The following is a 24,938-nucleotide window of genomic DNA, read 5'->3' on the forward strand; positions in this document are numbered from 1 at the left end:
TCACTCGTTCTTTTTGAACCAGTTTAGAAGAACTAGACAAAGAGACCGTTTGAATCACTCAACGAGTCGTTCAAACGGTCTCTATTTTCTATCTTTGAAAACATGTGATTTTTTGGTGATTAAAGATTAGCAAATTTTTCCAACAAACGAATCATTTGGCAAGTGAAACCATATTCATTGTCATACCAAGCAACGGTTTTTACGAGTTGGTAATCGCCAGCCGTTGTGACTTCTGTTTGAGTTGGATCGAAAATCGAACCTTGTGTGGTACCGATTACGTCACCAGAGACGATTTGACGATCATCGTAACCAAATGATGGATTGTCTTCGGTATGTTTCTTGATCGCTTCGTTCACTTGTTCAGCGGTCACTTTTGTTTTTAAAATGGAAACTAGTTCTGTTAATGAACCATCCACTACAGGTACTCGTTGTGCGTGACCTTGCAATTTCCCTTGAAGCTCTGGAATAACTAAGCCAATTGCTTTTGCCGCACCTGTTGAGTGAGGGATCGTGTTGTCAGCTGCTGACCGAGCTGCCCGTAAATTTCCACCTTTTACTGGTCCGTCTAATAACATTTGTGTAGAAGTATAAGCATGAACGGTAGTCATAGTCCCCACTTCGATACCAAATTCATTATTTAAGAAATAAGCCATCGGTGCTAAACAGTTTGTCGTACAAGAGCCTGCCGAAATGATTTTATCATTAGCATCTAACGTATCATCATTTACATTGTATACGATAGTTTTCATTGCACCAGCAGGAGCAGAGATCACTACACGTTTTACCCCAGCGTTCAAATGGGCTTGTGCTTTTTCTTCCGAAGTATAAAAACCAGTACATTCCAGTACGATATCGACCCCGTTTTCTTTAACCCAAGGGATTTTACTTGCATCTGGTTCAGCATAGACACGCGTTTCTTCACCATCTACTACGATTGAGTCTTCTGTTGCAGTAACTGTACCGGGATAGGTTCCATGAGTTGAATCAAATTGTAGCAACTGTGCCAACATTGTTGGGCTAGTTAAGTCATTGATTGCTACGACTTCAATATCATCAGATACTTCTTTGATTCGGCGGAAAGCTAAACGTCCAATACGTCCAAATCCGTTAATACCTACTTTTACTGTCATAATCAAAAGTTCCTCCTTTAGTGATATTGAGGGTGCAAACTTCGCATCCTTGATTAATACACTGTCATTTTCCTCCTGTTCACAAAATTTGTCAAAAAAAGATACTTACAAAAGTAAAGTGATAAAATGGTCTGAGAGATGTCAAGCACTAGGAGATCTTTGAAACAATTTACTTAAGTAAAATAGAAAAAATGAACAAAACCTGGAAAGTTTAATTGAAACGATAGACAAAATAGCTTTTGACCGATAAAATAAATAAGACTTTTGTTTATTGTGGAAATTCAGGCAGTCAAATGAATAATAGATAATTAAAATAGGAGGACTTAAAGATGTCCATGTTTTTAGATCAAGTAACCATCGATGTGAAGGCCGGTAAAGGCGGCGACGGAATGGTCGCTTTTCGCAGAGAAAAATATGTACCTGATGGAGGACCTGCTGGTGGTGACGGCGGTCGTGGCGGTGACGTCATTTTGATCGTTGATGAAGGTTTACGTACATTAATGGATTTTCGTTTCAATCGCCATTTTAAAGCACAGCCAGGAGAAAACGGAATGAGTAAAGGGATGCACGGTCGGGGTTCAGATGATACTTATGTAAAAGTCCCTCAAGGAACGACTGTCCGTGATGCTGAAACAGGCGCTTTGTTAGGCGATTTGATTGAAAATGGTCAAACCTTAGTTGTTGCTAAAGGCGGTCGAGGCGGACGAGGAAACATCCGCTTTGCTTCTCCACGAAACCCAGCACCAGAAATTGCAGAAAACGGCGAACCAGGTCAAGAACGCAGAATCGAATTAGAACTAAAAGTCTTGGCTGATGTTGGGCTGGTTGGCTTTCCATCTGTAGGTAAATCAACGCTGCTTTCAGTTATTTCTTCTGCTCGGCCTAAAATCGGTGCGTACCATTTCACGACATTAGTACCAAATCTTGGTATGGTAACAACTAGCGATGGACGCAGTTTTGCAGCAGCGGACCTTCCTGGATTGATTGAAGGAGCTTCTCAAGGTGTTGGCTTAGGAACGCAGTTTTTACGTCATATCGAACGTACTCGTGTTATTTTACATGTGATTGATATGAGTGGGATGGAAGGCAGAGATCCTTACGAAGACTATTTGGCGATCAACCATGAATTGTCTACTTATAATCTTCGTTTATTGGAACGACCTCAAATAATTGTAGCCAATAAAATGGACATGCCAAACGCAGAAGAAAATTTGAAAAAATTCAAAGAGCAGCTTAATAAAGAAAAAACAGATGAATTTGCAGACGATATGCCGATTTTTCCAGTTTCAGGGGTAACAAGAAAAGGCATTGATCCATTGCTGAATGCGACAGCGGATCTTCTAGAAGTAACACCAGAGTTTCCGTTATATGATGAAGAAATCGAAGAAGAAACAGTTCAATATGGATTCAATCCAGAAGGGCCAGAATTTAAAATCGATCGCGATCCTGATGCTACTTGGATCTTATCAGGAGAAAAAATTGAGAAACTATTCCAAATGACGAATTTCGATCACGATGAAACTGTTATGCGTTTTGCTCGTCAGTTGAGAGGAATGGGCGTTGACGAAGCTTTACGTGCCCGTGGAGCAAAAGATGGCGATCTAGTGAGAATTGGTGAATTTGAATTTGAGTTTGTCGAATAAGATTACCTATGCTCATGAAAAGAGCCCATGTTAACACTCAATATCAACAAAGCGTCAAACCAGAAAAATGGTTTGGCGCTTTGTTGGTTTAAGCAATGGTAGGATTTGTCTTTTGGTAAAAATTTTTAAGCTATCACCAATAGTATTCAGAAAGATTTTTTAATAGGAAAAATTTATATTTCTTAGGTGTTATTTATTAAAGGGTTTTTCCTTTTGTTTTTTTAAAATAAAAGTTAGAATAAAGAAAATGAATAGAGGAGTGTTTTTATGAGCAAACGAGTGATTATTTTGAATTTCCCTGTAGAGAGTCAAGCTTACCAAGCATTTTCTGAAATCAAACGATTACACGCTTCTCGTGCCATCAAGGGTGAACAAATGGCAGTGATTAGTCATGATCCTAATGGAACGCATCAATTCAAAATAGAGGATTTTTTGGATTTTACTGGAAACAATAAATCTTCAAAAGGTGGTTTAATCGGAATGTTAGTCGGTGTCTTGGGAGGCCCACTAGGGATTCTTTTAGGCTGGTTTGCTGGCGGGATGATCGGTGCTACGCAGGATGCCAAGGAAATCCAAGATGCTCAGACAGTTTTTGATTTTGTGGGCAATAAAATTGGCGAAGGAGCAACCGGTTTGATTTTGATTGCTGAAGAAGAAGATAATCGTCCTTTGAACCAATTAGTCATGATGGATTTAGGTGGCGAAATTACTCGCTTAGATTATGAAGAGGTCGAAGAAGACGTCCACGCTGCCAAAGAAGTCGAAAAACAAACACAAGAAACGGCACGGAAATCGTGGAAAGACAAACATCCTCAATAAAGAGACGAACAAAATAAAGAAAGAGAAACGCGTGAAAAAGGCGTTTTTCTTTTTTTAGTACCAATAAAAATGCAATTATTTAGGAAGCAATACGGACTTTCGGTTGATTATCCGACACATTTCCCATAAAATTAATAGTGAGTTTAAAGAAAGTCAGGTAGATTATGGAATTACAATTTTTAGGAACTGGTGCAGGGGTACCTGCCAAACATCGAAACGTTACCAGTATTGCATTAAAACTTTTGGATGAAAGAAATGAAGTCTGGTTATTTGACTGTGGTGAAGGAACGCAAATGCAAATCTTACGTACCAACATTCGTCCAAGAAAGATTGAAAAGATATTTATTACTCACTTACATGGTGACCATATCTTTGGGTTGCCAGGCTTGTTAAGCAGTCGTTCATTCCAAGGGGGAGATACGCCCCTGGAAATCTACGGACCAAAAGGAGTCGAGACATTTGTCAAAACTTCGTTAGCTGTTTCGCAAACACGTTTAGGCTATCCGTTGAAATTCATCGAGTTAGTTGAAGATCAGCCGATTTTTCAAGATCAGCGTTTTTCTGTCTATACTAAAAAATTAGATCATGGAATTGCCAGCTATGGCTTTCGGGTTGTGGAACATGACCATAAAGGAGAGCTTCAAGTTGAAAAATTACAAGAATTGAATATTCTGGCTGGACCAATATATGGAAAGTTGAAAAAAGGAGAATCTGTTCAATTACCTGATGGAAGGGTTGTGGACGGGAAGCAGTTTGTGGGACCAGACAAAAAAGGGCGGATCGTTACGATTTTAGGTGATACGAGGAAGACAGCAAATTCAGTCGTGTTGGCCCAAGACTGTGATGTTTTGGTTCATGAAAGTACGTTTAACAAAAATGAAGCCAAGCTGGCAAAGAACTACTTCCATTCGACGACTTATCAAGCGGCTGAAGTAGCTAAAGAAGCAGCAGCGAAAAGTTTGTTATTAACCCATATTAGTGCGCGCTATTTAGGAAAAGCTGCGCAAGAACTAGAAGAAGAGGCACGTGAGGTCTTTGCAAATACAAGGATCATGAAAGATTTTGATACTGTCGATATTCCATTTCGTGAGGAGGAAAAGAATGAATTTAGAAAATAAAGTTGTCTTAGTTACCGGTAGTTCTGGTGGATTGGGCGCTCAAATCTGTTATGAAGCTGCAAAAAAAGGTGCTATCGTCATTGCTTGTGCTCGACGCAGCCAATTGATTGATGAGGTTAAAGCAGAATGTCAGAGATTAAGCGGAAAGGAAGCCTATGCTTTTCCAGTAGATGTGAGTGATCCTGACAGCGTCGATCGGCTCTATGAACAAGTGATGCAAACAGTCGGACGTGTAGATGTGTTAGTCAATAATGCCGGCTTTGGCATTTTTGAAGATTTTTTAACTTTCGATTTAGGAAAAGCTTACGATATGTTTGAAGTAAATGTACTAGGAATGATGGTCCTAACTCAAAAATTTGCGATTGATATGGCTGAAAGAAGGCAAGGACATATCATCAATATTGCTTCAATGGCTGGGAAAATGGCGACGGCAAAATCAACGATCTATTCAGCAACAAAATTTGCTGTCTTAGGCTTTTCTAATGCCTTACGATTAGAATTAAGACCACTTGGAGTGGCAGTCACTACGGTGAATCCAGGACCGGTTGCTACTGAATTTTTTGATAAAGCTGATCCTACCGGCAGTTATTTAGAAAAAGTTAGTCAACTTGTTTTAGAACCGGAGAAACTAGCAAAAACAATTGTACGAACAATGGAACATCCAAAGCGTGAAGTGAATCGTCCTGTCCTTCTTGAAATAGCGGCTAAATTTTACACTCTCTTTCCGACTATTGGCGACTACCTCGCAAGTGGGATTTTTAATAAAAAGTAGGTGAAAGAGTATGAAAAAACAAAGTAGTGTGATTATTGGATTTTTGCTTGTCTTGATTATTGTCGTATTTGCTGTATTAAACAACAGAAATGTTCCTGTTAACTTTGGGATTGCTTCATTTTCTGCACCATTGATTTTAGTTATCATTGGTTCGGCGATTATTGGTGCATTGATTGTTTTTGTTACTGCATCAACCACTCTATGGCAACAGAAAAAACAAATCAAACAATTAAAGCAGGAACTATCAGATTATCAAGAAAATCTTGATAAAAAAATTGCTGAAGCAAAGGAAGAACAACAACGAACATTCCGAAATGAACGAGCAGAATTAGAAGCTGCTTATCAGGCAGAATTACAAGCAACGAAAAAACAACTACAACAAGCACAGTCGTCAACATCTGATACGCAGAAAATTTCAGCAAAGCAAAGCTATAATTATTTTGACTAAAGTTTTATGAACGAGATCAAAATAAAAGATGGCAGGAACCATTGTTACATTTGGCTGAGAAGTTAAAGGCTGAGTTTCGGGTTTGTCAAATGGTCTTCAAAAAGTGAGCAACGACTTTTTGAAGACCATTTTAATGTGTTTGTGGCTATCTTTCTTCTTTTTTTTAAACTTTTCGTTTGCTATAATAACTAGGTTAGGGGTGAGCAAGTGAGACAAGCAAATTATGATTGGCAATTAAGTGAATCAGAACCGACTGAAATGTTTCTTCAAAGTATAAAGCAAGAGAATCTATCGCCTTTTATTGGCAAATTACTTTGGCAACGAGGCTATCGTGATGTAGAGAAAGTAAAAGAATTTTTGAATCCCAAACATCAAGAATTGCATGATCCTTACTTAATGCATGACATGGATAAAGCCATCAGTCGAATCCAAGAAGCGGTGATCAATGGTGAAAAAATAGTCGTTTATGGTGACTACGATGCAGATGGGATCACAAGTACGACAGTGATGAAAGAAACATTGGAGCTACTCGGCGCCAATGTCGAAACATTTTTACCCAATCGTTTTATCCATGGCTATGGACCAAACAAAGCCGTTTATCAAGAAAAAATCGATGCAGGTGCGCAATTGATCATTACAGTGGACAATGGTGTGGCTGGTCACGATGCCGTAGCTTATGCGCAACAAGCAGGTGTTGATGTAATCATCACAGATCACCATGAAATGCCCAGTGAATTACCTGAAGCCTACGCTATCGTACATCCGCGACATCCACAAGGGAATTATCCGTTTCCTGATCTAGCAGGTGTCGGAGTAGCTTTTAAAGTGGCAACAGCATTATTAGAAGAACCTCCTGCTGAATTTTTAGATTTAGTGGCGATTGGAACGATTGCAGACTTGGTATCAATGACAGGCGAAAATCGCACACTTGTTGCTTTAGGATTAGATACGATCAAAGAAACCGAACGGATCGGTTTACAAGCTTTATTTAATGAAAGTGGCGTCTCCATGAAAGAAGCAGATGAAACGACCATCGGATTTTCAATTGCCCCTCGGCTCAACGCGATTGGCCGAATGGGTGATCCTAATCCAGCTGTCGAGATGCTAGCTACCTTTGATGAGGAAGCGGCACTCACGTATGCCAAAAAACTCAACACGATCAATGAAGAAAGAAAAGCAGTCGTTGAAAAAATTACCCAAGAAGCATTGGAAATGATTGATGAAACGAATCAGATCCACCTTCTTGCCCATCCTGGGTGGCATGAGGGAGTGTTGGGGATCGTAGCTGGTAAGCTGATGAATGCCACTGGTAAACCGACGATCGTCTTAACGATCAAAGAAGATGGTACAGCGAAAGGATCTGGCCGAAGTGTCGAAGCCCTGAATCTATATGAAATGTTAGATGCGATGCGTGACTTATTTACTTTCTTTGGAGGACACCATGCTGCTGTAGGGTTAACGATGCCTAGTGATAATCTTCAAGAATTACAAAAACGAATGAATCAGTATGTTTCCGAACAAAAAATAGATTTGACAAAAGGCGCAGCTCTACCGATCGACGAAGTCCTTACACCCAAAGATGTAACTATCGAATTGCTTAATGAATTAAAGTTACTTGCACCATATGGTACAGACAATGCGGTACCTCATTTTCTGTTTCGCCAAATCTTGGCTGAAAATGTGAAAAGAATTGGTACGAGTCAGCAACATTTGAAGTTAACATTGATGGAAGAAGCTAGCCCGTTAGATGCGGTAGCATTTGGTTTTGGCGACCAAGAAGCTGAGCTGTTAAATAATCCAGTGGATATCGTTGGGAAATTAGCTATCAATGAATGGAACGGTCGGAAAAAACCGCAATTGCTGGTATCAGACTTTGTTGTTGATGGATTTCAAATTTTTGATTGGCGTTCAAAGAGATACCGTCAGTTAACGAAGGTTGATCCACAAACATTGTATCTTGCGTTTGATCGCTCTTCTTTAAAAGAAATCTCTGGACTGGCTACAGACAATGTCCACGTGTTCGAAAGTGTGGAACATATCAAGCAGTTGATCCACGATAATTCATATCATTCCTTGCTGGTAGTTGATTGTCCAAATGATTTAGAAATATTAAAAGAAATCCTTGCCTTTGGTTCTTTCGATCGAATGTACTTATTAGGGATTTCTTATGAAGAAGCTTATTTGAATGGAGTTGGGTCAAGAGAACAATATGCCAAATTGTTCAAACTGATCCATACACAAGAAAAAATAGATATTCGCTATAAATTAGGGTCAATTGCTCAATATCTAAAAATACCACAAAAATTATTAATTTTTATGATTCAGGTGTTTTTTGAATTGAAATTTGTTACAATAGAAGATGGCGTTTTGCAAAAGATCGCTAATCCCAAAAGTCATCCGTTGACTGATAGCGTGCGTTATCAGCAACGAATAAAAAAAATAAAAGTAGAGGAATTCTTATTGTTAAGTGATATTCCCTCTATTAAAAAAAGGTTAACAACCTAGGAGGAGACAAATAGTGGATTTAAAAAAATATATTGCAAGTATTCCTGATTATCCAGCAAAAGGAATTATTTTTCGTGACATCTCGCCCCTTATGGCTGATGGAGATGCCTACAGAGAAGCAACGAAACAGATCGTAGATTATGCGAAAGAAAAAAGAATCGATATGGTTGTAGGACCAGAAGCGCGAGGATTCATCGTTGGCTGTCCTGTAGCTTACGAATTAGGAGTTGGATTTGCACCTGTACGTAAAAAAGGGAAGTTGCCTCGTGAAACGATCGAAGTAACTTACGGACTGGAATACGGTACAGATACATTGACACTCCATAAAGACGCGATCCAACCTGGACAAAGAGTCTTGATTTGTGATGACTTATTGGCTACAGGGGGAACGATCAAAGCAACGATCGAATTAGTAGAAAAATTGGGCGGTGTCGTTGTTGGCTGTGCTTTCTTGATCGAACTAATGGACTTAGATGGTCGTGAAAAAATCGAAGGATATGATATGATCACCTTGATGGAATATTAAACGATTTTTTGCTTAATAAACATTAAAAATAAATGTAAAAAGAAAGTGGGGCATTAATCAGATTTTTTCTGACTAATTGTCCCACTCTCTTTTTTGTGAAGCAATCCCAAGTACGCTTGCTCACTATTTTTTGTTTGTGCAGGTGTATTTGTAAAAGTAGTCAATTGTTTTTTGATGGGGGGGAACAATCGACTACTTTTTTGTGCATGAGCCGTTTTCTGACTCTTACATATGTGTTTTTTTTATTTCGTTATTCAGGATTCTTTATGGGTCAAGATCAAGAGTGTCTCGATCGATAATAGGAGTCTGGATAAAACGTGTCATCATGAATCCGACGCCGTTCAGACTGACGGTATTTCTTTTCATCCCACAACATAAACCATAAAGCAAACAACGGAACAAAGATCAACAATGCTGTACGCATACCAAAATTACCAATAATAATGCCTAAAAATAATACCATTAATACTAAGCCAAGACGTCTCATTGATTTCATGATTTCTCACCTCATTATTTTATGCGAACAAAAGTTCGTATAATTAGTATACGAACTTTTGTTCGTTTTGTAAAGAGGGAAGAACAAAAAAGATCGAAATCTATGTGTGTAATACTCAGAATTTTTTTAAACCAGCACAGGTCATTTGCTTATTCACCGTATTCAAAGCAGTTAGCGGTATTTGATCTAAATCATGCCACAGATCATGATAGGTAAATGACGATTGTAGTGGTACCAAATGAAAAAAATCGAAATGGAAATACGACAAAGATCGATAAAAAAGTAGGAGATCGGTGCATTTTATTTAAGGAGTGAGGAAAGCACAAGAGAAAAAACTCAGGCCGTTTATGGACACTTAATCATCGTTTATCCATCTTAATGCCCATTAAAGAACCCGAGACACGTTGCCCCGGGTTTTTCAGTCTTTATTGATAGATATAGCAGTTACTGCAAATAAATGAGTATGCGAGTAAGACCTTCACTTAAGTCTAGTCAAAAGAATCGTCTTTAATAGATATGACTGCGGTAGAGCCCAACGACTCGACCTAAAATAGAGACTTGATCTAAAATGATCGGTTCAAGAAGATCGTTTTCCGGTTGTAAACGAAAATGATTTTTTTCTTTATAGAATCGTTTACAAGTCGCTTCATCTTCGGCAGTCATTGCAATCACGATATCCCCGTTTTGGGCAGTTTCTTGTTTACGGACAATTACATTATCTCCGTCTAAAATTCCTGCATTGATCATACTTTCTCCGCGGATCGTCAACATGAACAAGCTTCCATCTTCAGAAGAAAGGTTAGGAGGGATCGGAAAGAAATCGGACGCATCTTCAACTGCTAAAATCGGTTCACCTGCAGTGACCACACCAAGCACTGGAATCGTGGAAGGTTTTACCCCTATTTTGGCTAATCCTTGTTTTGTTAATTCGATTGCACGTGGTTTCGTAGGGTCACGTTGAATAAATCCTTTTTTTTCCAATCGTGCAAGATGACCGTGAACTGTGGAGGTAGAAGAAAGCTGAACCGCTTCTCCGATCTCACGAACAGTTGGTGGGTAGCCTTTTTGGGAAACTTGCTCGTGGATATATCGTAAGACTTCGATTTGTCTGGTTTCGGTTTGTCGGGCCACAGAGTACACCTTCTTTCAATTAATAATTAAATAGTACCACATAAAACTACTTCTTTCAAACAAATGTTCGTATTTAAAATATTTTATACTAGTTGTTTTTTTCGTGATTTTTATATAATATGAAGTAGAGTAAAAAGGAGGACTTGCTATGTTATCACCGGAAAAAATTACCCGCATCAACGAACTGGCCCAAAAAAAGAAAACAGAAGGCTTAACAGCTGACGAAGAAAAAGAACAATTGGCGTTAAGAGAAGAGTATCTGTCTGCTTTTCGTTCTGGGATGCGACACCATATCGAAGGGATGAAAATCGTTGATCCAGAAGGTAACGATGTCACTCCAGAAAAATTGAAAGAAATCCAACGTGAAAAAGGCTTACATCGTCGAGGAAATAAGTTTCAGTAATAATTACTAAAAAACATTGCTTTTTCTAGACGTATCTAATAAAATTAGTAAGTAAGAAATAAAGGTAAAAAAAACCTAAATTAATAGGAGGGGTTATTTTGTTCGACAAAATCGACCAACTTGGCGTTAACACGATCCGTACATTAAGCATTGAAGCAGTTCAAAAGGCAAATTCTGGTCACCCAGGGTTACCAATGGGGGCAGCCCCAATGGCATATGCACTCTGGACGAAACATTTGAAAGTGAACCCAACGACTTCAAAAAATTGGGTTGACCGTGACCGTTTTGTCTTATCCGCAGGACATGGTTCGGCAATGTTATACAGCTTACTACATTTATCAGGTTATCAAGTCACAATCGATGACTTAAAACAATTCCGTCAATGGGATTCAAAAACACCTGGACATCCAGAGGTCAATCATACTGACGGAGTAGAAGCAACAACTGGACCGTTAGGACAAGGAATCGCTATGGCTGTAGGTATGGCAATGGCAGAAGCTCACTTGGCAGCAACCTATAACAGAGAAAACTTCAAAGTGGTAGATCACTATACTTATTCTCTTTGTGGCGACGGCGACTTGATGGAAGGCGTTTCGCAAGAAGCAAGTTCAATGGCTGCTCACATGAAATTAGGTAAATTGATCGTATTGTATGATTCAAATGATATTTCATTAGATGGTCCTACTTCAAAAGCTTTCACTGAAAATGTAGGAGCTCGTTATGAAGCTTATGGCTGGCAACATATTTTGGTTAAAGATGGGAATGATTTAGAAGCCATCAATCAAGCGATCGAAGAAGCAAAAGCTGAAACTGAAAAACCAACATTGATCGAAGTCAAAACAGTGATCGGCTACGGAGCTCCTAAAGAAGGAACTTCTGCTGTCCATGGGGCACCAATTGGCGATGATGGAATTAAAATGGCTAAAGGAGTGTATGGTTGGGAGTATCCTGATTTCACAGTTCCAGAAGAAGTAGCTGAAAGATTCCACCAAACAATGGTTGAAGAAGGGCAAAAAGCTGAAAATGAATGGAAAGAAATGTTTGAAAACTATAAACATGCTTATCCAGAATTAGCTCAACAATTTGAAGATGCGTTTGCTGGAAAACTTCCAGCTGACTGGGATGCTGAATTACCTTCTTATGAAGTAGGCGAAAGTCAAGCTAGCCGGGTTTCAAGCAAAGAAGTGATTCAAGAGTTATCAAAAGCAATCCCAAGTTTCTGGGGCGGATCAGCGGACTTATCAGGTTCGAATAATACGATGGTCACTGCGGACAAAGACTTTACTCCAGAACATTATGAAGGTCGTAATATTTGGTTTGGCGTTCGTGAGTTTGCGATGGCAGCTGCGATGAACGGTATCCAGCTTCATGGCGGAACTCGTATCTATGGCGGCACATTCTTTGTTTTCGTTGATTACTTACGTCCAGCAGTCCGTTTAGCAGCTATTCAAAATACACCGGTCATCTACGTGTTGACACATGATTCAGTGGCGGTTGGTGAAGATGGACCAACACATGAGCCAATCGAACAATTAGCGTCTGTAAGATGTATGCCAGGTGTTCACGTGATTCGTCCAGCCGATGGGAATGAAACACGCGCTGCTTGGAAAGTAGCAATGGAATCGACTGATACACCAACGATCTTGGTTTTAAGTCGTCAAAATCTTCCAGTTCTGCCATCAACGAAAGAAGTGGCAGACGAAATGGTGAAAAAAGGAGCTTATGTACTATCACCAGCTCAAGGAGAAACACCAGAAGGTATCTTGATCGCGACTGGTTCTGAAGTGGATCTAGCAGTCAAAGCACAAAAAGAATTGGCAGCAGCTGGAAAAGATGTTTCAGTCGTTTCAATGCCAAGTTTCGATTTATTTGAAAAACAATCTGCAGAATACAAAGAAAGCGTCTTACCAAAAGCCGTAACAAAACGAGTAGCTATTGAAGCAGCAGCTTCATTTGGTTGGGAACGCTATGTTGGGACAGAAGGAACAACTATCACGATCGATCATTTTGGTGCTTCTGCTCCAGGAAATAAAATTCTTGAAGAATTTGGTTTCACTGTGGAAAATGTTGTAGCAACTTTCAACCAATTATAAAATGAGTTAAAGAAGTTTTACGACAAACGTTTAAGAACATCTGAAAAAGGAGACTATTTTCAGATGTTCTTTTTTTGTAGTAGAAAATTAGAATAATGATTCGTGTTTAATATTACTTAATGTTTCTTTAACATTACGTTCGTGTTACAAAAAGAAAAATAGTAAAGATTGATTTGAGTTTCCCATAAATTAAAAGTATAATTTAATTAATTAAGATTGTTTAAAGATGGAAACTTTATCAAGAGTTTTTTATTTTTTTGAGGAGGAATTCGAATGCAAGAGCTGAAAACCCGCAGTGCCCGACACCAAAAGAATAAAAGAACCATGGTGATCAATAAAAAAGCGATTGCTCCTTTGATGGGGACAACTCTTTTAGTGGGGCCAATGATGGTTACAGCAGCACCGCAAAATGTACGAGCAGATGAGCAGGTCACACAAACGACTGCAGATCCACAAGCTTTCATCAATCAAATCGGTTGGGCAGCTTCTGAAGTGGCTGCAAACAATGATTTATATGCATCGGTCATGATTGCCCAAGCTTTATTAGAAAGTGCTTATGGCACATCTAGCCTGGCAAGTGCGCCAAACTATAATTTATTCGGAGTTAAAGGAAGTTATAGTGGTCAAGTCGTTTATATGGCTACAAAGGAATATCTTAATGGACAATGGGTCACGATGAATGAACCTTTCCGTAAATATTCTTCTTATTGGGAATCTCTGCAAGATCATGCCAACGTTTTGCGTTCAACTAGTTTTTCAACTGGAGACTATCATTATGCTGGTGTCTGGAAAAGTAATACCACGAGTTTTTACGATGCAACAGCATATCTAACTGGTCGTTATGCAACAGATCCGGGTTACGGAGCAAAATTGAACTCATTGATTAATACGTATAATTTAACCCGATTTGATACGCCTTCTTCTGGTACCACAACGACGACAAGTACTACCACAACGACTACTACGTCAACTACCTCTTCAACAAGTGGTAGCCAGACCTATAAAGTGGTTTCAGGTGATACTTTGTGGGATATCGCACAGAAATTTGGTTTGTCAGTTGATGACTTAATGGCTAAAAATGGGATGACGATGTCTAACTATTCCTTATTAGTCGGACAAGAAATAAACGTTTAGTTAAATTAAGAGATAAAAACGGGAAAGGCTCTTCGCAGCTTTCCTGTTTTTTTACGTTGAAAAGGCGAATTATTCGCCAGAAGTTTCTTAGTTGTATTATCATTGAATAGAAGAAAATATTAAGGAGGAACTTAAAATGACACAAATTTATCATTCGATTACAGAATTGATTGGTCAGACACCGATCGTTAAGCTTAATCATTTGGTTCCAGAAGATTCAGCGGAAGTTTATGTGAAATTGGAATTTTTTAATCCTGGTGGCAGCGTAAAAGACCGGATTGCATTAAGTATGATTGAAAAAGCAGAACGGGATGGCCTTCTTAAGCCAGGAGACACAATCATCGAACCGACTTCAGGAAATACAGGGATCGGATTAGCCATGGTTGGGGTAGCTAAAGGGTATAAAGTGATCATCGTGATGCCAGAAACGATGAGTATCGAACGACGCTTATTGATGAAAGGTTATGGTGCTGAATTACTGCTCACGCCAGGTAAGGATGGAATCAGTGGCTCAATCAAAGAAGCGAAACGTTTAGCAGCGGAAAATGACTACTTCTTGCCGCTTCAGTTTGAAAATCCAGCCAATCCTTCTATCCATGAGAAAACAACTGGACATGAGATTCAAGAGGCGTTTGGTGTGAATGGGTTAGATGCTTTTGTAGCAGGGATTGGCACTGGAGGAACGATTTCTGGTGCTGGTAAAGAGTTGAAGCGAGTCTATCCAGCAATTGAAATCATTGGAGTTGAACCAGCCGAATCAGCGATTTTAGAAGGGAAAGAAGCAGGACCACATAAAATTCAAGGAATTGGGACAGGGTTTGTGCCAGATACTTTGGATACGAGCGTCTATGATCGGGTAGTTTCTGTAACAGGGGATCAAGCGTTAGCCACTGCTAGAGAAGTTGGAAAAAAAGAAGGAATCTTAGTAGGCATTTCATCAGGCGCAGCGATTGCTGCTGCTTTGGCAGAAGCGAAAGTGTTAGGTAAAGGGAAAAAAGTCTTAGCGGTTGTCCCAGATAACGGAGAACGTTATTTGTCAACAGCTCTTTATCAAGAAATGTAAAGAATTCTTACCACAACATTTAGACGTAATTAAGGAGATTTTTTCCTTAATTGCGTCTTTTTTCGCAATATTATGATTAATTTGAAATTTCTTTTCATGAAAAGTAGATTTTAAAAAGTAAAAATAGTATGATAGGACGAGAATAACAACGCGGGGTGTTAAAAATGGAGAATAAACTATTAGTTGAAGAAACAATCGAAAAATTGAAAAAGGAAAATATACGGATCACACCTCAGAGGTATGCAGTTTTAGAGTATCTGATTGAACATCATTCACATCCGACTGCTGACGAAATTTATCGTGCTCTGGAAGATCGTTTTCCGAATATGAGTGTGGCAACAGTTTATAACAATTTAAGATTGTTTACTTCAATTGGCTTTGTACAAGAGATGAAATTTGGGGATTCATCTAGTCGATTCGATTTTAGTTCAAAACGTCACTATCATGTGATATGCGAAAATTGTGGAAAGATCGTCGATTTTCATTATCCTGATTTAGCGGATATCGAAATGGCAGCTGGTCGATTGACGAACTTTGAGATCAATGAGCATCGTTTGGAATTATATGGTCGCTGTCCTGAGTGTCAAAAAGAACAAGCGATTTAGTTTGCTGAAAGTATTGATAAAAATATGAAAAAATAAAAAATTAGTCAGTTTGATAAACAAATCACTGACTTTTTTTTATTTTTTTCTCTTTCTTTCACAAAGGTTATAGTATATGTTTTTGTTTTCACAAGTAAATCGTGGAGTAATCAGCAATTGCGCAGGAGAATGAACAGAAAACAACAAGGTTGAATTTGTGAATTCACAAGCATTAAACTGTTGTATCCGTTTTATTTTTGCTATATTTAAACTTGTCGAAGGACAAATCGTTAATCGGAGGGATTCACATATGAAAGTTGTAGTAATTGGCTGCACGCATGCGGGTACAGCAGCTGTTAAAAGTATCTTAAAAAATCACCCAGAAGCGGATGTTACTGTGTACGAGCGAAATGATAATATTTCCTTTTTATCATGTGGGATCGCATTATACGTGGGTGGTGTAGTAAAAGACCCAGCCGGTTTATTCTATTCTAATCCTGAAGAACTACATTCTTTAGGTGCAACTGTAAAAATGGAACATGATGTAACTGACGTGGATACTGAAAAGAAAACTGTGACAGCCAAAGATCTAAAAACTGGTGAAGTTGAAACAGTTTCTTATGATAAATTGGTAATGACTACTGGCTCTTGGCCAATCATTCCGCCAATCAAAGGAATTGAATCAAAAAATATTTTGTTATGTAAAAACTATAACCAAGCAAATGAAATTATTGCACAAGCAGAAGATGCCAAACGGGTGGTCATCGTAGGTGGCGGTTATATCGGTATCGAATTAGTCGAAGCTTTTGTTGAATCTGGTAAACAAGTTACATTGATTGATGGTTTAGATCGTATTTTAAATAAATATCTTGATAAACCATTCACAGATGTATTAGAAAAAGAACTTGTCGACCGTGGAGTTACTCTAGCATTAGGTGAAAATGTTTCTGAGTTTATTGCGGATGAAGAGGGTAAAGTGAAACAAGTAGCAACTGCTAAAGAAACTTTTGACGCGGACATGGTCATCTTATGTGTTGGTTTTAGACCAAATACGACATTAGTTGATGGAAAAGTTGATACGTTACCTAATGGAGCCATCAAAGTTAATGAATACATGCAAACAAGTGATCCAGATATCTTTGCTGCAGGGGATTCTGCTGTAGTAAGTTATAACCCAAGTGGTACCCAAAATTATATTCCTTTGGCAACTAACGCAGTTCGTCAAGGATTGTTGGTAGGAAATAACTTGACTGAACATAAAATGGCGTATCGTGGAACGCAAGGGACGTCTGGACTTTACCTATTTGGTTGGACGATTGGTTCAACAGGGGTGACAAAAGAGAGCGCACCTATGAATAATTTAGAAGTCCAAGCAACGGTCTTTGAAGACAATTATCGTCCAGAATTCATGCCGACAAATGAAAAAGTGATGATGGAATTGGTTTATGAAAAAGGGACAAACCGCATTGTCGGTGCCCAATTCATGTCGAAATATGATATCACTCAATCAGCAAATACGATGTCACTGGCTGTTCAAAATAAAATGACCGTTGAAGATCTAGCGCTATCTGATTTCTTCTTCCAACCTCATTTTGACCGTCCATGGAACTACTTGAACCTATTGGCACAAGCTGCATTGGGCGAGATCGAAACTGCTCAATAAGCAATCAGCGAATGGTTGAACATTGTTTATTCGCTTTATAGCTATCAACGAGTCTAAGACGACTTTTCGTCTTGGACTCTTTTTTTAACGTAAAGGTATCAACTGGTATTATCGAAACAAAAGAATCTTTTTTTCTAAAGATAAGAAAAAAAGATTCTTTTGTTTCTTTTTTATATGATAAAATTCAACTATTCTAATCAGGAGTGATGTTATGAACTTGTTTGAACGATCTTATATGTTGTTGGCACTAGCTTATGGGTTGGCTGATGCAGGAGATTTTAAAGCAGTCGGTGAAGAAGGAAAAAAAAATTATCAATTGTTATTCTCAACTTTTATTAAAATGCTTGAAAATGATGAACAGGAAGCATTGATTGACCGAGAGAAAAAACCAGCAATCATTGATTCCTTGAAAAGAACGATTAAATTTTATGAAATGAAAAATCCCAAAGAGTTACAGCAAATGATGGAAAACATGAAAAAAGATGATCCAACAGATTTTATAATTTTTCCAGCATATATCACTAAAAAAATTCAGGATCATGTATTTGGATTAATCCTTTATAGAAAAGAAGGACATTATTTAGTAGCGATGATTGATAAATTGGAAGATACGAACAGTGATCGTCCATCAGGTGTATTCACAACGATTCTTCCAGAAAAATTAAGTACTTTAAGTAAAATCATTTTCCAGACAAAATTTGAACATCACAAAGATAGTCGTTGCAATACAGCAAAAGTTATTCAGCAATTAGGCGAAGAAAAAATAGACCCTACATACCTCAACCTTAGTATGAGGGGATATAATGGAATGGCAAATTGTACGGTTAAAGAACTTTTTGGGACTTTTAGAGTCGTTCTCTACAACAGTCAGAAATCTATTTTTCAAGAGACAATAGCTACTGGGTTAAAAAAACTACCAGTAGAATTAAAAAGTAGAACAATTAAGCCAAAGGTAGGAAATACCAGAGATAATCGTAAGATGTTACTTGAAGCTTTTATAAAAGAAGCGAGATTTAATAAAAAACAAGTCAGTGCGTTGACTCATCTATATAACGTTTATTTAGAGCTTAAAGAACAACGAGAAAAAAGAATTGCTGAAAACCCCTATTATTTTTTGGAATACTCTCAGGGAGAATTTACAGCAAGTTTTACCAATAGTATAATCAACGACTCAAGTTCGCCGCTTACTTTCAAAAAAAGTCAATCGTTTGATAATTTTAAGGTGTTCACCTCGTCAAAAAGGCAATTACCAAACTTGGGGGAGATTTTAAAAGGAATACTTGATGAAGAAAATATCCGTAAGAATCTTCATCATTTAACAAGAAATGCTAGTATAAATGCTAGTGTGAAAAATGAATTACATACAAGAAAACAACTGACATCAGATGATAAAAATCTAAGCGTCAGCAATAACAAAAAAAACGATTGTATTGATTATTACAGTAAAATGGATGTCAAATCCAAGTGAAAGTATATAGATAGTCAAGTCTATCAATTGAATGAAATAATTTGAAAAATTACTGTTTTCTATATTTAAAAAATAGCGTCTTTTTAATATGCCTAGGTTTGTAAGGGGATAAGTGAGGAAGTAGTTTGAAAAAATTTAGGTCTAAATAAGCACATAGATAACAAAGTAGACAAAATTTAATATTATTTTGAGATAAAGTATTCTTTTAATTCTTAGACATAAAAGCTATAAGTTGTCTTTCAATTCGTTTTCTGACAAAATAAATATAGGATGATGAAAATCATGTCAAACGATAACGAAGGAGCAATCAAATAATGGAAAAAGAATATTTTGTACAACAAGCAGCATTTCTGGATGATTATAAAAAAGAAGCAAAAGATGAAACGATCAATGTCGATCAATTAGCAGATCAAGTAATCAACCAATTGAATGAAACACAAGAGGATTACTATCTAATGAGTGGGGAAGTAGCAAAAGATGGCAATTCTCATCGTTTCCCATTCAGTCGTCGCGTTTATTCAGATGAAAACGACGGAACAATCAATACGGAGTATACTTATGAAGGAGAACCTTACGTCTTGCAAACGGAAGAAGATAAATAAGCAGTTCTCTAATCATTTAAAAAAAGTTCAGGTTTTTCAATCGACTGATGATTGGGAGACCTGGCTTTTTTTGCGACGGCAGATGCTCTTTGATAGAGCGAATATTATATTTATTCCGAAAAGTGAAAAAGTGAAACAAAAAATAAAAAACATATAGAAGTAAAGGAAAGCTACCTTGCCTCGAACAAGCTTTTTCCGTATACTGGATTTGAAGTGAGGGAAAAATCATGTTGAACTTAGAAAATTACTTAAAAGCAGGACAAACAACGATATCGAACTTGTTGTTAAAAAATTATCATCGTATCGGATTACAAGCAGAAGAGTTTTTATTTATTTTGCAATTGCAAAGGGCGCAACTCGAAGGAGACTTTTTCCCAGATTTACACTCGATTGCGTTGGATATGGGTGTCAAACAAGAGCGTATCTATCAAATTTTAAATCACTTGATCAGTAATGGGTTTATTAAAATTGAAACAGCAACAATTGATGGTAAGCAAGCTGATCGTTACAATCTATATCCTATATATGAAATTTTAGGGAATTTTTTGGAAAGTCAAAATCAAAAACAAGCTGATTTAAGTCAAGAAAAAATGGTGCAGTCTGTTTATCAGTTATTTGAACAGGAATTTGGTCGCCCATTGTCAGCCATCGAATTTCAACGGATCGGTCAATGGTTAGAAGAAGATCATTATCAACCGGAAATTCTGAAACTTGCTTTACGTGAGGCTGTTTTGAATCAAGCGTATAGTTTTAACTATGTGGATCGAATCTTGTTGTCTTGGGAACGTAAAAATTTAAAGACGAAGCAACAAGTAGAAGAAGATCAAAAAAGACGAAAACAACAAATGTTACAAAAAGAAGTGGAAACCACTAACGCACAACCAGAAGCCTTGCCAAAAGTTACGTTGAAAAATTGGCTGGAGGAATAATATGTTAAGTAAACAAAAAACAATGGAAGCCTTGACAAAAATGTACGACATGTTCCCAGAAGCACATGGTGAATTAAAACATCGAAACCCTTATGAACTGTTGATTGCTGTCATACTCAGTGCTCAAGCAACCGATGTCTCAGTTAATAAAGCGACCCCAGCTCTTTTTGAAGCTTTTCCAACTCCTGAAAAGTTGGCTGCGGCTCCGATTGATGACATTATCCCTAAGATCAAAACGATTGGTCTTTACCGCAATAAAGCAAAAAATATCAAAGCATGTGCCCAACAATTGATGGATCGCTTTTCAGGTCAAGTTCCTCAAACTAGAGAAGAATTGATTTCTCTTCCAGGAGTTGGACGAAAGACAGCGAATGTCGTTTTAGGTGATGCTTTTGGTATACCAGCAATTGCTGTGGATACTCATGTCGAGAGAGTAACAAAACGTTTAAGGATTTGTAAGTTGAATGCCTCGGTGTTGGAAGTAGAAGAAACGCTGATGCGCAAAGTACCAAAAGAATTATGGGTCAAGACTCACCACACTTTAATATTTTTTGGTCGTTATCATTGCACGGCAAGAAGTCCACGGTGTGAAGTTTGCCCCTTGTTAGACATGTGTCAAGATGGAAAAAACAGAATGAAAGAAAAAACATTGAACGTAAAATAAAAGATAAAAAAAGGAAGTTGAGGTTTTTCTCAACTTCCTTTTTTGTTATGTGCCAGAAGACGTTGAACGACTAGAGGACTGTCCGGACTGTGCATTGTTCTCCGGAGGTGTTTGCGCTGGTGGTGTCGTGGATGACTCAGGAGTTGCCGAAGATGAAGAGCTTTGACTACTGCTGCTATTTTCTGGCGTTTCAGCTGAACTACTTGAATCATTTTTTTCACTTGAACTATCTACCGATGTCGAAGATTCGGCAGATGACTCAGTTGTTGAAGTTTCTGTCGATTCCGACGAAGAAGATACCGGTGTCGAACTTTCAGGTACCAGTGTCACTGATGAAGATGGCACCGTTGTTGAAGGGATCGTCGTACTTGGTGTTTTCTTGAGTTGATCGGTAAAGTATAATTCACCGCCAGATCTTACCAGTCCGCTAGGCATTTGCCAATCGCTATTTGTGACGCTGGATGATACATATTTCATTAATTCTCGATAAACATCAGAAGCAACATGAGACGAAGCGGAGGTGACAGGTGTCATTTTGTTGTTATAACCGGTCCATACTGAGATGGCGTAGTTTGGTGTATAACCAGCAAATAAAATATCAGGATACACACCGCTAGAAGTTCCTAATTTTGCGTACTCATCATCCGTATAGTTGGAAGTCCCGGTTTTCCCAGCTTGGTATAATCCAGGAATCAACGCATTCGTCCCAGTTCCTTTTGTTAATGTATCTTTTAAAATATCTGTGACCATATAGGCTGTTTCTGGAGACATAGCTGTATTACCATCGGGATCGAACGTTTCTTCTGTGCCGTCTTGGAAGACGATCTTATTGACATATTGTGGTTTATAATACGTTCCTCCGTTAGCGAAAGCAGCATAGGCAGCCGCCATTTTTAAGGAAGAAGCGCCATATTTTGTGCCGTCTTGTTTTTCTGTGTTACTTGAAATCGCATTTGATTGATGGATCGTACTATATTCGATTCCAAGATCTTTTAAAAAGGTGCTGACTTTATCTGCGCCGACTTCATTAAACAATTTGACAGCTGGAACGTTCCTGGAAAGATACAAGGCTTGTCTTAAGGTGATCGTCCCCATAAAGCGGTTATCCCAGTTGCCTACTGGTGTTGAGGTTCCTTCATAGTTATAAGGAGCATCACTGATCGTTTTTCCTGTAGAGTATTTTAGATATTCAAAAGCTGGGCCATAATCTGTGACTGGTTTCATCGTCGAACCGAAGTCACGAGAAGTATTAACAGCTAAGTTCATACCTAGTGTGACATCTTCTGCAATATGGCGACCGCCAATTTGCGCTTTTACTTGACCAGTATTGACATCGATCAACGTAGAAGCAACTTGCATTTCATCATCAGGATAGTTGACATAGTCATCAGTGTTGACAATATCATAAAGATGTTTTTGTGCGTCTAGATCTAAGTTAGTATAGATATCCAATCCATCAGTAAATACATTTTTATCCGTTTTTTCTTGAACTTCATTGATGACTTCTTTGACATAATTATCAACGATTTTTGAATTATCATCTTCTTTTTTCATCTCTTGAAGACCATCATCGATTGGTGTATTCACTGCAGCATCATATTCTGATTGAGAGATTTTCTTGTTTTGTAACATGGTATATAAAACAGTATCTCGCCGTTTTTTGGCTTGTTCTGGATATTGGTATGGGTCATAGGCAGAAGGCGCTTGTGGCATTCCAGCTAACAAAGCAGTCTGTGGTAATGAAAGTTCTGGTAATCTTTTACCAAAATAATTTTCTGCTGCCGTTTCCATTCCGTATAATCCGTTGGACATATAGACTTTGTTCACATAGTAAGTCAATATTTCTTGTTTTGATTTTTGTTGTTCTAATTTTACAGCTAACCAAGCTTCTTGTGCTTTTCGTTTCAAGGTTTGATCTGAAGCGTTGGTAGAGAAGTAGGAGAGCTTAATCAATTGTTGGGTCAATGTACTACCACCTTGAAGTCCGCCAGAAGTAAAGTTAGAAAGTGCAGAGCCGACGATCCGAACTGGGTCGATCCCGATATGTTTATAGAAACGACGATCTTCAACAGAAACGATGGCGTTTTCTAACGTTTTCGGCAATTCGTTTGCGGTAATCTTTTCTCTTTTTTCTGCTCCTAAATCTTCAAATAATTCGCCATTTTGTGTGTAAAGTTTAGAAGAAACAGTCGCATCTAATGCAGTGTCCGTTAATTTTGGAGCATCTTTTGCATAAAACCAAAATAATCCGACACCGGCTAGGAAAGCGATACAAATCAAAGAAAATAAAATCAAGATGATACGGATGAAAAGCCCACGCTTCTTATGCCCGGAACCTTTGCCAGAAGTTTTATTTCTTGTTTGACTCGTCTTTTTAGAAGAAGAGGGACTGTTTCGTCTGGAAGTTCTTGTTTGCTCATTTGCCATTCTTGCGATCTCCTTCGATAGTTAATGTTGATAAGTATTGATCTACCGCTTTTAGATAAGGGATACGTGGCGAAAAACCTGTTTGGATCTCGATCCCTATTTTTTCGATCAATGAAAGCGGAAGCGACTTTTTCCCCTGATCATTTTGCGCATGCCAATAATCGATCAGATAAGTACTATCTAAATAAAAGCAACGCTTCAACGTAGAAAACCATAATAGGACAAAGCAAATTCCTTGTTGCTTTAGACAAGCTTCCATATGGTCAATTTGATGCGCATGGAAATTTTTGAAGGGAAAAGATGTCTTATTCTTTGTTTCTTTCGCTTCAAAATCCAAATAGAAACCTCGATATACACCGTTATAATCTGTTGTGGAGGCCTGTGAGAAATAAGCTTCCTTAATAACAGCGGCGCTACGTCGAGGATAATCTACTTTAACAATTTGAATGGGGGTTGGTTTTTTATGGATAACAGCTACTTGGTGCGCTAAGTAATACTGGTTACTTTCGTTAATTGCTTCTTCAAAACGCATCCCTCGATTGCCAAATTCAATGGCTGATTCTCTTTTTTCTTGAACTTTTTCCTTTAAAGAGGCATTCTTATGATAGGGTTGGCCGTTTGGATAGCGTAAAACCATTTTAATCACACTCCTAGCCAACATTATAGCAAAAAAGAATCAAGAAAGAAAAGGAAACTCAAATGGACCGATTAAAAGTGATGTATATTTCCGGTTATCGAAGTTTTGAACTTGGGGTTTTTAAGGAAAATGACCCTAAAATAACGGTTATTAAAAAAGTCTTAAAAAAAGAGATACAGCAATTAGTCGAAGAAGGACTTGAATGGGTTCTTACTAGTGGAAACTTGGGTATAGAAACATGGGTCACGGAAGTAGTTGCTGAATTAAAGCAGGAATACCCTGAGTTAAAGTTGGGGATCATCTATCCATTCAAAGAGTTTGGAAATAATTGGAATGAGAATAATCAAGAAAAGTTAAGAATGGCAGAACAGTTAGCAGACTACGTTGAAGCAGTTAGCCATCAAGCCTATCAGTCGCCTAGCCAATTAAGAAACCACACGCGTTTTTTACTTGACCATACCGATGGCTGTCTACTGATTTATGATCCTGAGTTTCCAGGGAAAACCCAGTATTTTCTGAAAGAGGCGCAAACCTATCAACAGGATCATTCTTATGAAATTCGGCTAGTCAGTATGGATGATTTACAAAATTTCAGTGAATAATTCAGATAGTGTTTGATTTATCAAGTTATTTCCGATACAATGATATAGGTAGAAACTGTTATTATGTAAATGAAAACTAGAGGT

General features: G+C 38.1%; 23 protein-coding genes. 18 read left to right on the forward strand and 5 right to left on the reverse strand.

What is annotated here, in order from left to right; translation table 11 throughout:
• Positions 1–119: 119 nt before the first annotated feature.
• Positions 120–1,130 carry a type I glyceraldehyde-3-phosphate dehydrogenase gene (gene gap, locus IGJ18_RS06465; RefSeq protein WP_010719268.1) on the reverse strand — a complete coding sequence of 337 codons (1,011 nt, stop codon included), beginning with the start codon at positions 1,128–1,130 and terminating at the stop codon, positions 120–122.
• Positions 1,131–1,459: 329 nt separating this feature from the next.
• On the opposite strand from gap, the gene obgE reads away from it, so the two are divergent.
• The 7 genes from obgE (at position 1,460) to IGJ18_RS06500 (ending at position 8,961) form a co-directional block, all read left to right on the forward strand.
• On the forward strand, positions 1,460–2,773 hold the full coding sequence (obgE, locus tag IGJ18_RS06470; RefSeq protein WP_438843043.1) for a GTPase ObgE: 1,314 nt from the start codon (positions 1,460–1,462) through the stop codon (positions 2,771–2,773).
• Positions 2,774–3,040: 267 nt separating this feature from the next.
• Positions 3,041–3,592 (forward strand): hypothetical protein, encoded by a 552-nt coding sequence (locus IGJ18_RS06475; protein ID WP_010737501.1) that lies wholly within the window; start codon positions 3,041–3,043, stop codon positions 3,590–3,592.
• A gap of 164 nt (positions 3,593–3,756) precedes the next feature.
• Positions 3,757–4,710 (forward strand): ribonuclease Z, encoded by a 954-nt coding sequence (rnz, locus tag IGJ18_RS06480; protein WP_438843044.1) that lies wholly within the window; start codon positions 3,757–3,759, stop codon positions 4,708–4,710.
• Complete coding sequence (locus IGJ18_RS06485; RefSeq protein ID WP_010737503.1) at positions 4,694–5,482, forward strand: SDR family NAD(P)-dependent oxidoreductase; 789 nt, start codon at positions 4,694–4,696, stop codon at positions 5,480–5,482. The genes rnz and IGJ18_RS06485 overlap by 17 nt, the downstream gene beginning before the upstream one ends.
• Positions 5,483–5,492: 10 nt before the next feature.
• Entirely contained in the window at positions 5,493–5,930 is a 438-nt protein-coding gene (locus IGJ18_RS06490) for a LapA family protein (RefSeq protein WP_010719263.1), read from the forward strand.
• Positions 5,931–6,137: 207 nt separating this feature from the next.
• Complete coding sequence (gene recJ, locus IGJ18_RS06495; RefSeq protein WP_094940435.1) at positions 6,138–8,435, forward strand: single-stranded-DNA-specific exonuclease RecJ; 2,298 nt, start codon at positions 6,138–6,140, stop codon at positions 8,433–8,435.
• 13 nt (positions 8,436–8,448) lie between these two features.
• Positions 8,449–8,961, forward strand: coding sequence for an adenine phosphoribosyltransferase (locus tag IGJ18_RS06500; RefSeq protein WP_010719261.1), 513 nt, complete (start codon positions 8,449–8,451; stop codon positions 8,959–8,961).
• Positions 8,962–9,238: 277 nt separating this feature from the next.
• On the opposite strand, the gene IGJ18_RS06505 is transcribed toward IGJ18_RS06500, so the two are convergent.
• The gene (locus IGJ18_RS06505; RefSeq protein ID WP_010719260.1) at positions 9,239–9,457 is read right to left on the reverse strand and encodes a hypothetical protein; all 219 of its coding nucleotides are present in this window, start codon (positions 9,455–9,457) and stop codon (positions 9,239–9,241) included.
• Between the two features lie 507 nt (positions 9,458–9,964).
• Positions 9,965–10,588 (reverse strand): transcriptional repressor LexA, encoded by a 624-nt coding sequence (lexA, locus tag IGJ18_RS06510; RefSeq protein ID WP_010719259.1) that lies wholly within the window; start codon positions 10,586–10,588, stop codon positions 9,965–9,967.
• A 148-nt stretch (positions 10,589–10,736) separates the two neighbouring features.
• Here lexA and IGJ18_RS06515 point away from each other — a divergent pair, with 148 nt between their 5' ends.
• The 10 genes from IGJ18_RS06515 (at position 10,737) to nth (ending at position 21,188) form a co-directional block, all read left to right on the forward strand.
• Positions 10,737–10,991 carry a DUF896 family protein gene (locus IGJ18_RS06515; protein ID WP_010719258.1) on the forward strand — a complete coding sequence of 85 codons (255 nt, stop codon included), beginning with the start codon at positions 10,737–10,739 and terminating at the stop codon, positions 10,989–10,991.
• A gap of 98 nt (positions 10,992–11,089) precedes the next feature.
• A complete protein-coding gene (gene tkt / locus IGJ18_RS06520; RefSeq protein ID WP_010737506.1) occupies positions 11,090–13,084 on the forward strand; it encodes a transketolase in 1,995 nt (664 codons plus the stop codon).
• A 273-nt stretch (positions 13,085–13,357) separates the two neighbouring features.
• On the forward strand, positions 13,358–14,218 hold the full coding sequence (locus IGJ18_RS06525; RefSeq protein WP_034697803.1) for a glucosaminidase domain-containing protein: 861 nt from the start codon (positions 13,358–13,360) through the stop codon (positions 14,216–14,218).
• A gap of 136 nt (positions 14,219–14,354) precedes the next feature.
• On the forward strand, positions 14,355–15,281 hold the full coding sequence (gene cysK / locus IGJ18_RS06530; protein ID WP_010719255.1) for a cysteine synthase A: 927 nt from the start codon (positions 14,355–14,357) through the stop codon (positions 15,279–15,281).
• 164 nt (positions 15,282–15,445) lie between these two features.
• Positions 15,446–15,886: a Fur family transcriptional regulator gene (locus IGJ18_RS06535; RefSeq protein WP_010719254.1), complete on the forward strand. Its 441-nt coding sequence runs from the start codon at positions 15,446–15,448 to the stop codon at positions 15,884–15,886.
• A 286-nt stretch (positions 15,887–16,172) separates the two neighbouring features.
• Entirely contained in the window at positions 16,173–17,525 is a 1,353-nt protein-coding gene (locus IGJ18_RS06540; RefSeq protein ID WP_010737508.1) for an NADH oxidase, read from the forward strand.
• Between the two features lie 211 nt (positions 17,526–17,736).
• The gene (locus IGJ18_RS06545) at positions 17,737–18,993 is read left to right on the forward strand and encodes a hypothetical protein (RefSeq protein ID WP_053766071.1); all 1,257 of its coding nucleotides are present in this window, start codon (positions 17,737–17,739) and stop codon (positions 18,991–18,993) included.
• Between the two features lie 314 nt (positions 18,994–19,307).
• Positions 19,308–19,595 carry a DUF5960 family protein gene (locus tag IGJ18_RS06550; RefSeq protein ID WP_014834686.1) on the forward strand — a complete coding sequence of 96 codons (288 nt, stop codon included), beginning with the start codon at positions 19,308–19,310 and terminating at the stop codon, positions 19,593–19,595.
• Between the two features lie 227 nt (positions 19,596–19,822).
• The gene (locus IGJ18_RS06555; RefSeq protein WP_010737511.1) at positions 19,823–20,524 is read left to right on the forward strand and encodes a DnaD domain protein; all 702 of its coding nucleotides are present in this window, start codon (positions 19,823–19,825) and stop codon (positions 20,522–20,524) included.
• Position 20,525: 1 nt separating this feature from the next.
• Positions 20,526–21,188: an endonuclease III gene (gene nth, locus IGJ18_RS06560; RefSeq protein WP_010737512.1), complete on the forward strand. Its 663-nt coding sequence runs from the start codon at positions 20,526–20,528 to the stop codon at positions 21,186–21,188.
• 45 nt (positions 21,189–21,233) lie between these two features.
• Here the strand turns inward: nth and IGJ18_RS06565 are convergent, their stop codons facing one another.
• Entirely contained in the window at positions 21,234–23,615 is a 2,382-nt protein-coding gene (locus IGJ18_RS06565; RefSeq protein ID WP_010719246.1) for a PBP1A family penicillin-binding protein, read from the reverse strand.
• Positions 23,605–24,252, reverse strand: coding sequence for a Holliday junction resolvase RecU (gene recU, locus IGJ18_RS06570; protein WP_010719245.1), 648 nt, complete (start codon positions 24,250–24,252; stop codon positions 23,605–23,607). The genes IGJ18_RS06565 and recU overlap by 11 nt, the downstream gene beginning before the upstream one ends.
• A 62-nt stretch (positions 24,253–24,314) precedes the next feature.
• Here recU and IGJ18_RS06575 point away from each other — a divergent pair, with 62 nt between their 5' ends.
• Positions 24,315–24,854, forward strand: coding sequence for a DUF1273 domain-containing protein (locus IGJ18_RS06575; RefSeq protein WP_063627065.1), 540 nt, complete (start codon positions 24,315–24,317; stop codon positions 24,852–24,854).
• Positions 24,855–24,938: the final 84 nt, after the last annotated feature.

The organism is Enterococcus sp. AZ078, assembly GCF_051714985.1.
In the GTDB taxonomy this organism is placed as follows: Bacteria; Bacillota; Bacilli; order Lactobacillales; family Enterococcaceae; genus Enterococcus_B; species Enterococcus_B hirae.

Bases quoted from the DNA above. Each gene is read 5' to 3' on its own strand.
- IGJ18_RS06505 (WP_010719260.1), bottom strand. From the start codon at position 9,457: ATGAAATCAATGAGACGTCTTGGCTTAGTATTAATGGTATTATTTTTA.
- IGJ18_RS06565 (WP_010719246.1), bottom strand. From the start codon at position 23,615: ATGGCAAATGAGCAAACAAGAACTTCCAGACGAAACAGTCCCTCTTCT.
- IGJ18_RS06475 (WP_010737501.1), top strand. From the start codon at position 3,041: ATGAGCAAACGAGTGATTATTTTGAATTTCCCTGTAGAGAGTCAAGCT.
- nth (WP_010737512.1), top strand. From the start codon at position 20,526: ATGTTAAGTAAACAAAAAACAATGGAAGCCTTGACAAAAATGTACGAC.
- cysK (WP_010719255.1), top strand. From the start codon at position 14,355: ATGACACAAATTTATCATTCGATTACAGAATTGATTGGTCAGACACCG.
- obgE (WP_438843043.1), top strand. From the start codon at position 1,460: ATGTCCATGTTTTTAGATCAAGTAACCATCGATGTGAAGGCCGGTAAA.
- IGJ18_RS06485 (WP_010737503.1), top strand. From the start codon at position 4,694: ATGAATTTAGAAAATAAAGTTGTCTTAGTTACCGGTAGTTCTGGTGGA.
- IGJ18_RS06490 (WP_010719263.1), top strand. From the start codon at position 5,493: ATGAAAAAACAAAGTAGTGTGATTATTGGATTTTTGCTTGTCTTGATT.
- IGJ18_RS06545 (WP_053766071.1), top strand. From the start codon at position 17,737: ATGAACTTGTTTGAACGATCTTATATGTTGTTGGCACTAGCTTATGGG.
- IGJ18_RS06525 (WP_034697803.1), top strand. From the start codon at position 13,358: ATGCAAGAGCTGAAAACCCGCAGTGCCCGACACCAAAAGAATAAAAGA.
- IGJ18_RS06575 (WP_063627065.1), top strand. From the start codon at position 24,315: ATGGACCGATTAAAAGTGATGTATATTTCCGGTTATCGAAGTTTTGAA.
- IGJ18_RS06540 (WP_010737508.1), top strand. From the start codon at position 16,173: ATGAAAGTTGTAGTAATTGGCTGCACGCATGCGGGTACAGCAGCTGTT.
- IGJ18_RS06515 (WP_010719258.1), top strand. From the start codon at position 10,737: ATGTTATCACCGGAAAAAATTACCCGCATCAACGAACTGGCCCAAAAA.
- rnz (WP_438843044.1), top strand. From the start codon at position 3,757: ATGGAATTACAATTTTTAGGAACTGGTGCAGGGGTACCTGCCAAACAT.
- gap (WP_010719268.1), bottom strand. From the start codon at position 1,130: ATGACAGTAAAAGTAGGTATTAACGGATTTGGACGTATTGGACGTTTA.
- IGJ18_RS06535 (WP_010719254.1), top strand. From the start codon at position 15,446: ATGGAGAATAAACTATTAGTTGAAGAAACAATCGAAAAATTGAAAAAG.
- IGJ18_RS06555 (WP_010737511.1), top strand. From the start codon at position 19,823: ATGTTGAACTTAGAAAATTACTTAAAAGCAGGACAAACAACGATATCG.
- IGJ18_RS06550 (WP_014834686.1), top strand. From the start codon at position 19,308: ATGGAAAAAGAATATTTTGTACAACAAGCAGCATTTCTGGATGATTAT.
- recU (WP_010719245.1), bottom strand. From the start codon at position 24,252: ATGGTTTTACGCTATCCAAACGGCCAACCCTATCATAAGAATGCCTCT.